Origin of the sequence: uncultured Demequina sp. (assembly GCF_913055775.1) — a bacterium.
Lineage (GTDB): Bacteria > Actinomycetota > Actinomycetes > Actinomycetales > Demequinaceae > Demequina.
Window position 1 is genome coordinate 1 of sequence record NZ_CAJXJX010000141.1, and the last position, 6,484, is coordinate 6,484.

A 6,484-nucleotide genomic window follows, 5' to 3' on the forward strand; every position below is an offset into this window, starting at 1 on the left:
GTGGTCTCCTCCGTCGTGGGCTCGGCGGTGGTGTCGTCGGTGGTCTCCTCGTCGCTCGAGCCGGAGGAGCAGGCCGTGAGGACGAGCGCCGCTGCGGCGCTCAGGCCCAGGGCGCCAGCGAAGCGCTTGCGGGTGGTGAACATGGTGTTCCTTTCTCGGGGTAGGTGCCTAGACGGCATCGGTGGTCGCAATGAGGTGTGCGACCAGGCAGGACGAGAACGCCGCGAGGGCGACCTCGTCGAGGTCGGGGTCAGATTCGTTGGTGGCGCGGTCCAGCGAGGTGCCCGCGCGCGAGACGCGGACCACGGACACGCCCAGCTCCGCGTCAGCTCGGGCCATCGCGAAGTACGGAGCCGTGACGGCGTCGCACTCGCGCAGCGCATCGGTGGTCTGCCGCGAGGGCAGCGGGCTCACGAAGTAGCGTGCGCCGGGCGTTGCCGCGAGCCCGGTGGCGGGGGCCACGCCGTCGAGGTCGAGCCGCTCCGTCGCGCTGGCCGCGCTGGCGTCGCCGCGGATCACCATCTCGCGGAAGGTGGTGCCGCACACTTCAGCGTCGTCGGCGCTGCCGGCGATCATGCAGGCTCCCCCTGCCGTGGTCAGGCGGCACACGATGCCGGGGACAACGGCGACCAGGGCGGCGGCGGAGCGCAGCTGGGGTTCGGTGACGGTCATCGGACACCTCCGGGGCCGTGGGCGGGCACCACCAGCGGGGAGCCGGTGACGGGGTCCTCGAGGACGCGGGCCTCGAGTCCGAAGACGGTGCGGATGAGCTCGGCGGTGAGGACTTCCGTCGGCGTGCCCGCCGCGGCGACCTCGCCCTCGTGCATCGCGATCACGTGGTGCGCGTAGCGCGCGGCCTGCTGCAGGTCGTGGACCACCATGACGATGGTGCGGTCGTCACGGGTGTTGAGGCGGTGCAGCAGATCCATGACGTCGTACTGATGAGCGATGTCGAGGTAGGTCGTGGGCTCGTCGAGCAGCATGAGCGGCGTGTTCTGGGCGAGCGTCATCGCGATCCAGGCGCGCTGGCGCTGGCCGCCGGACAGCTCGTCGACCACCGCGTCCTGGATGTCGGTCAGCGCCGTCGAGTGCAGCGCGGACATCACGGCCGTCTCGTCCGTGGCGCTCCACGGGCGCAGCACCTTCTGATGGGGGGTTCGGCCTCGGGCCACCAGTTCCTTCACGGTGATCCCGGCTGGCGCGATGGGCGACTGGGGCAGCAGGCCGATGCGGCGCGCCACCTCGCGGGTGGGCGTGCGGTGGATGTCCTCGCCGTCGAGGAGGACGGTGCCCTCTTCGGGGCTGAGCAGGCGAACCAGCGCACGCAGGAGCGTCGACTTGCCGCAGCCGTTGGGTCCCACGATCGCGGTGATCTCGCCGTCCGGGATCGCGACGTCGACGCCGCGAACGATGGGCGGGCCGCCGTAGCCGATCACGGCTCCACGGGTCTGCAGGGTCGGACTCATGAGGGACCTCCTCGGGATGCGCGCCAGACGAGCCACAGCAGGTAGGGCGCTCCGATCGCGGCGGTGAACACGCCGACGGGGAACTGCAGGGTGGCCGGCATCTGCTGGGAGACCTGGTCCGCTGCGAGCAGCAGCGCGGCTCCCATCAGCGCCGATGGGATGAGCGTCGCGCCCGCATTGCGGGTGAGGCGCAGCGCGAGGGCGGGCGCCACGAGCGCGATGAAGCCTATGGGACCGCAAACAGCGACCGCCGCCGCGGCCAGCAGCACCGAGCACACCGCGAGGACGCCGCGCGAGGCCCCCACCCGGACGCCCAGGGCGCGTGCCGCATCGTCCCCCATCTCCATGGTGCGGAGCGCACGAGCGTTCCACAGCACCACCGGCACCAGCACGGCGAGACTCAGGGCCGCAACCGTGACGTGCGTCCAGGTGCGGCCCGTCGTCGAGCCCACCAGCCAGCCCAGGGCGTTGCCGGCGTCGTGGACATCCATACGGGTCAGCAGGTACTGGGTGATGGCCTGGGCGACGAAGCCGATGCCGATGCCCGCAAGGATCAGGCGCAGCGGCACCACGCCGTGCCGCTTCCACGCGAGTCCCAGGATCAGCGCGGCGGTGACGAGCGCACCGGCGACGGCACCGGCGGCCGTGACCCACAGCGAGGTCGCGGTGACGAGCCACAGGGTCAGTACCGCGCCGGTTCCCGCGCCCATCGTGATGCCGATGAAGTCGGGCGACGCGAGCGGGTTGCGCGTGAGTGACTGCAGGATCGCGCCCGACAGCCCGAGCATTCCACCCACCAGCACGGCCGTGAGCGCGCGTGGCGCCCGCACCTGCCCCACGATGAAGTCGGCCGGCGCGCCCACGGAGATGCCCACGGCGGCCTTGATCGAGTCGAAGACGCTGATGTCCGCCTTGCCTGCGGTGAGGGCGAAGACCAGGAGCGCCGCGAGCACGCCGACCAGCGCGAGCCCGACCGCGAACGTGCGCTGGTGGGTCGTGATGCCCAGGGGGCCGATCCTCAGGATCTTCACAGCTCCACCACCTTCATGCGGCGGGACATGATTGCGAAGATGAGGCCACCGATGAGAGCGGTGGTGATGCCCACGCCGATCTCGGACGGGCGCGCGATCACGCGGCCGATCACGTCGCAGACCAGCACGAGCGCGCCGCCGCCCAGGGCGCTGACGACCACGAGCCACGGCAGTGACGCGCCCACGAGCGCACGAGCGAGGTGCGGCACCGCCAGACCCACGAACACGATGGGGCCCGCAGCGGCGGTCGCCGCGGCGGCGAGCAGCGTGACGATGAGGATGACGACCGTCCGGATCGCGCCGATGCGCACGCCCAGGGCCCGGGCGGCGTCCTCGCCCAGTGCCACCGCCTCGAGCTGCCGCGAGGCGACGAGTGCGGCGAGGACGGCGATCAGGACGATCGGGACCAGCGCGATGACGTCCTCGACGTCACGGCCGGTCAGCGACCCCGCGACCCACAGGCGGTACTGGTCCAGGGTCGAATCGTCGACCAACAGGATCGCGTAGACCACGGACTGGATGAGGGCCGTGAGTGCGACGCCGGCCAGGGCGAGCCGGACGGGCGCTCCTGCGGCCGCGCCGCGCGCGCCGATCGCGTACACCAGGACGGCCGCGAGCCCGGCACCGATGAACGCGATGGGGACCTGAGCGGTGAAGCCCGTCGCTAGGCCTGTCGTGAGCGCGATCACCACGGCCAGCGACGCGCCGGCGTTGATGCCCAGCAGTCCGGGATCCGCGAAGGGATTGCGCGTGAGCGCCTGCATGAGCGCGCCGGCCACGCCGAGGGCCGCACCCGCGAGCACGCCGATCACCGTGCGCGAGACGCGCAGGTCTCGGACGATCAACTGCTCGGGATCCTGATCGTCGAACGCGAAGATGGCGTCCCAGACCGTGGCCAGGTCGATGGTGCGAGAGCCGATGGCGAGCGACAGCGCGATGGCGATCACCAGCACCGCGGCGGCGGCGATCGCAATCAGGGCGCGCTGGCGCATCGGTCTCCTTCGGGGGTGTGCCCGCGCACAGCCCAGGGCGCAGGTGAGGTTCGCCTTACCTTACCCCCGGATTCCCCATTAAAGGAACACGGATGTGCCGATATTGGATCACGGTTGCCTCACGATCCTCGGCGCGGTGCATTCTCGCCCGCCCAAGCCCGTAGCCGAGCGATTCGGGCCCATTTCGCTCGGTTAAGGGCTGAGGGGAGCGAGAATCGACCGCCAGGAGGGCCGATGCGGTGGCTCGGCGGGCGGGAGCGCGTCAGTCCTGGGAGACGTGGGCGGGCAGATCGATCGTGATCCCGTCGCCCATCTCCGGCGCGGGGCACGCGTCGTCGGGAACGGCCACGTCGATGCCGTAGAGCGCGCGGATGGCGCCCAGGTAGCGGTCGGTCTCTCCGGCCTGAGCGTGCTCGCGCGCGCGCACGGTGGGCGTGTGGAGCAGCGTGCGCGCGAAGCGTCGCAGGGCCTGCTCGGTCTCGTCGGCGCGGGCGACGTCCACCTCGGAGGCTCCGGCGCCCGGGCGGATGCGCGCGACCTCGCGCTCCAGCAGCCCGAAGACGTGCTCGCGCAGCGCCACGACCGCGGGGTCGAGCGTGCGCGCCGATTCGCCGTCTCCGAACCGCGCGACGGCGTGGGCCACGATCGCGCGGGCGGCCTCGATGGATCCCACGGACTCGTCGGGCGCGTGCGCGCCCACGGATTCGAGGTCCACGACGGTCACGCCGCGCATCTGCGCCACTCCGGGCGCGACGTCACGGTGCAGCGCGAGGTCGATGATGGTCAGCGGCGTCTCGGTCTCCGCGCGCGCTGCCGCGACGATGGCCGGCGTGAGCACGATCGACTCGCCGCCCGAGCACGCGAGCACGAGGTCGGCCTCGGCGAGCGCCGTGCGCAGCCCTGCCTGGTCGAGGGCCGCAAGCCCGTGGCGCGTCGCGAACTCCTCGCCGCGGCCGCTGGGGGAGAAGACCCCGGTGACGTGGACGCCGCGAGCCAGCAGCGAACCCACGCCTGTCTCGGCGAGTGCTCCTGTACCGATGACCACGGCGTTCGCGCCCGTCCACTCGACCGTCGCATCGGCCAGATCGAAGGCGACGGAGACGACCGAACGCCCCGACGTGCCCAGGCCGGTCGACGAGGCGACAGCTCGCGAGGTCCGCAGCGCGGACTGGAACAGGCGGTCGAGGAGCGGGCTGAGGTGCTGTCCGGCCTGCGCGTCGATGTGCGCGCGGCGGACCTGACCGGAGATCTCACGCTCGCCGACGACCATCGACTCGAGGCCGGAGGTCACGGACAGCAGGTGCTGGATCGCATCGTCGCCCTCGTACGTGGCGAGCGCGGCCTCGATGGTCTCGCGATCCAGGGAGGACGTGCGCTCGATCTGGTCGATCACGGCCGCGCGCGCGGCGTCGACATCCTCCGCCTCGAGGTACACCTCGAAGCGGTTGCAGGTGGGAAGGACCACCGCGCCACGGATGGGCGAACCCCCGGCAACGGTCGATCCCAGGGCGTCGGACCCGACGCTCAACTGCTCGAGCACAGCGAGATCGCGATTGCGGTGGCTGGCCACGAGAGACATGAGCACCACCCCTCCATTCTGACACGGCCGCGAAACAGGGCAGAATCGGACACATGAGCTCTGCCGCGTTGCCCGCCTCCCACCCGCTCGTCGACGGGAGGACTGCGGCTGCGCCATTGGTGGCGGCACTGCGCCGCCAGAAGCCCTCGCACCGGCCGGTGTGGTTCATGCGTCAGGCGGGCCGCTCGCTCCCGGAGTACATGGAGGCGCGCGCCGGCACGTCGATGCTCGAGGCATGCCTGACGCCCGGCCTCGCCTCGGAGATCACGCTCCAGCCCGTGCGCCGCTACGGGGTCGATGCCGCGATCTTCTTCTCCGACATCGTGGTGCCCATGCGCATCGCGGGGGTTCCGGTGGACATTCAGCCGGGCGTGGGCCCGGTCTTCGCGCGGCCCATCCGCTCCATGGCGGACATCGAGGCGCTGCCGGATCTGGGCGTGACCGGGGATCGCGGGTCCTTCGACACCGGCCTGGATGCGGTCCGCGAGGCCGTGAAGCTCACCGTCGAGGAGCTCGAGACCACGCCGCTGATCGGGTTCGCCGGCGCGCCCTTCACGCTCGCCGCCTACATGGTCGACGGGCGTCCCTCGCGCGACCACCTGGGGGCGCGCGAGCTCATGCACACGGCACCGGACGTCTGGGAGGCTCTGGTCCGCTGGACGTCGAAGGCCGCCGGGCTGTTCCTGCGGGCGCAGGTCCTCGCGGGCGCCTCGGCGGTCCAGCTGTTCGACTCGTGGGCCGGGTCCCTCTCGGAGGCGGACTACGAGACGCACTGCGCCGGCGGCTCGCGCGCCGCGCTCACCGCAGTCGCGGACCTCGACGTTCCCCGCATCCACTTCGCCGCGAACGCGGGCCATCTCCTCGACGCGCTCGGCGCCGCGGGCGCCACTGCGCTGGGCGTGGACTACCGTATGCCGCTCGACGCCGCAGCCCGCGTGACCGGGGGCGCCTTCGCGCTGCAGGGCAACATCGACCCGGCGATGCTGTCGGCCCCGGTCGCGACCCTGATGCGCCACGTCCAGGACGTGCTCGACCGCGGCTCCGAGGCGCCCGGCCACGTGGTCAACCTGGGCCACGGCATGCCGCCGCACGCCGACCCGGAGGTCGTCAAGCGCATCGTCGACCTGGTCCACGAGCGTGGGTGACGTCAAGACCTGGACCGTCGTGGGCGCCGGCCTGGCCGGGCTCCTCGCCGCGCGCCGCCTCGCCCGCGCCGGGCACGTCGTCACGGTCCTCGAGTCCGAGCCGCACGTGGGCGGCCGCGTCTCGCGCCATCAGGTCGATGGCCTGGGCCTGGACGCCGGAGCGGAGTCCTTCGCCACCCGGGGCGGCCACGCCGCCGCGCTCGCGATCGAGCTCGGCCTGGGTGACCGCATCGTCCAGCCCGAGCCCCTGCCCGCCTGGGTCGTGACGCCG

The 6,484-nt window shown here is 72.2% G+C and carries 7 protein-coding genes; 2 read left to right on the top strand and 5 right to left on the bottom strand.

Annotated features, from left to right (window positions below):
* Positions 1 to 168: 168 nt before the first annotated feature.
* From QZ483_RS11985 to QZ483_RS12005, 5 genes are all read right to left on the bottom strand, one after another.
* Positions 169 to 672, bottom strand: a complete 504-nt coding sequence (locus tag QZ483_RS11985) for a hypothetical protein (RefSeq protein ID WP_297084296.1) — start codon at positions 670 to 672, stop codon at positions 169 to 171.
* Positions 669 to 1,466: an ABC transporter ATP-binding protein gene (locus QZ483_RS11990; protein WP_297084299.1), complete on the bottom strand. Its 798-nt coding sequence runs from the start codon at positions 1,464 to 1,466 to the stop codon at positions 669 to 671. Before QZ483_RS11990 ends, QZ483_RS11985 begins: the two co-directional genes overlap by 4 nt.
* A complete protein-coding gene (locus tag QZ483_RS11995; protein WP_297084300.1) occupies positions 1,463 to 2,497 on the bottom strand; it encodes an iron chelate uptake ABC transporter family permease subunit in 1,035 nt (344 codons plus the stop codon). The genes QZ483_RS11990 and QZ483_RS11995 overlap by 4 nt, the downstream gene beginning before the upstream one ends.
* On the bottom strand, positions 2,494 to 3,489 hold the full coding sequence (locus QZ483_RS12000) for an iron ABC transporter permease (RefSeq protein WP_297084302.1): 996 nt from the start codon (positions 3,487 to 3,489) through the stop codon (positions 2,494 to 2,496). Before QZ483_RS12000 ends, QZ483_RS11995 begins: the two co-directional genes overlap by 4 nt.
* Before the next feature lie 262 nt (positions 3,490 to 3,751).
* Positions 3,752 to 5,068: a glutamyl-tRNA reductase gene (locus QZ483_RS12005; protein ID WP_297084305.1), complete on the bottom strand. Its 1,317-nt coding sequence runs from the start codon at positions 5,066 to 5,068 to the stop codon at positions 3,752 to 3,754.
* Between the two features lie 53 nt (positions 5,069 to 5,121).
* On the opposite strand from QZ483_RS12005, the gene hemE reads away from it, so the two are divergent.
* Both hemE and QZ483_RS12015 read left to right on the top strand, forming a co-directional pair.
* On the top strand, positions 5,122 to 6,213 hold the full coding sequence (gene hemE / locus QZ483_RS12010; protein WP_297084307.1) for a uroporphyrinogen decarboxylase: 1,092 nt from the start codon (positions 5,122 to 5,124) through the stop codon (positions 6,211 to 6,213).
* Positions 6,206 to 6,484, top strand: a 279-nt coding sequence (locus QZ483_RS12015) for an FAD-dependent oxidoreductase (protein ID WP_297084309.1), incomplete at its 3' end; no start/stop codon positions are given. The genes hemE and QZ483_RS12015, both read left to right, overlap by 8 nt.